Consider the following 1,282-nt stretch of genomic DNA (forward strand, 5'->3'; position numbering starts at 1 on the left):
GAGCTGGATCGACGAGACCCTTCGCTTCGACGGCTCGTCTCAGATGCTCGCCCGCACCGTGACCAAAGACGTCGAGCTCCACGGCGTTCGCATCCCGGCCGGCGGTCGCGCTCTGCTCCTCATCGGCGCCGCCAACCGCGACCCGCGTGTCTTCCCCGAGCCCGATCGCTACGACCTCGGCCGCGACACGAGCGAGATGGTGAGCTTCGGCGTCGCGCGCCACTTCTGCCTCGGCGCGCCGCTGGCGCGGCTCGAGGCGCGCGTCGCGCTGGGCGAGCTCGTCCGCCGCGTCGGCGACTACGACATCGACGCGCCGAGCGCCAAGCGCGTCCACTCGGTCAACGTTCGCGGCTTCGAATCCCTTCCAACGACGGTGACCCTCCGATGAGGTTCCCCGTGCACCCGGACCGTCGTCCCGCCGTCGTGACCGGCGCCTCGTCGGGGATCGGCGAGGCGATCGCGCGCTCACTCGCCGCCGCCGGGCATCCGGTCGTGCTCGGCGCGCGCCGCGTCGAACGATGCGGATCCATCGCGGCCGAGATCGAAGAGGCCGGCGGGGAAGCGGTCGCGCTGCCGCTCGACGTCGCCGACGAGGGCTCCGCGAAGGACTTCGTGGCCGCAGCCGAGAAGGCCTTCGGTCCGGTCGAGGTGCTCGTCTCGAACGCCGGCGAGTCGTGGCCGGGCACCGCAGCCGGAACCGACCCCGCCGAGTTCGCGCGCACGGTCGAGATCAACCTGCTCGGCGCTCAGCGGCTCGCGTCGATGCTCGTGCCGCCGATGGTCGAGCGTGGCCGCGGCGACGTCGTGTTCGTCACCTCCGACTCGGTGCGCGTGCCCTGGCCCGGCGTCGCCTCCTACGTCTCGTCGAAATGGGGCCTCGAGGGCCTCGCGCGCGTGATGCAGATGGAGCTCGAAGGCACCGGAGTGCGCACTTCGATCGTGCGGCCCGGCCCGACGCTCACCGAGATGGGGACGCGCTGGGACCCCCAGCAGATCGGCGGCATGGTCGGCGACTTCAAGCGCTGGGGCGTCTTGCGGCACGGCAACCTTCTGCGCCCCGCCGACGTCGCCGCCGTGATCGCGCACATCGTCGCGACGCCGCGCGGTACGCACATCACCCTCGTCGATCTCCAGCCCGAAGGAGGCGCCTCGTGAGCACCACCATGCTGAAACCGCCGCCGCTCGTCTCCGGAGCCGACGCGGAGAACGGGCACCTCGAGGAGCTACGCCGCGACCCGATCGGCCTCATGCGCCGCGTCCGGGAGGAATGCGGCGAGGTCGG

The 1,282-nt window shown here is 72.1% G+C and carries 2 protein-coding genes; both read left to right on the forward strand.

What is annotated here, in order from left to right; translation table 11 throughout:
- The coding region (locus tag WEB06_18045) for a cytochrome P450 (GenBank protein ID MEX2557518.1) at window positions 1-388 on the forward strand (388 nt) is incomplete at its 5' end.
- Window positions 385-1,155 (forward strand): SDR family oxidoreductase, encoded by a 771-nt coding sequence (locus WEB06_18050; protein ID MEX2557519.1) that lies wholly within the window; start codon window positions 385-387, stop codon window positions 1,153-1,155. The genes WEB06_18045 and WEB06_18050, both read left to right, overlap by 4 nt.
- The last annotated feature ends 127 nt before the right edge of the window (window positions 1,156-1,282 follow it).

The organism is Actinomycetota bacterium, from assembly GCA_040905475.1.
Lineage (GTDB): Bacteria > Actinomycetota > AC-67 > AC-67 > AC-67 > DATFGK01.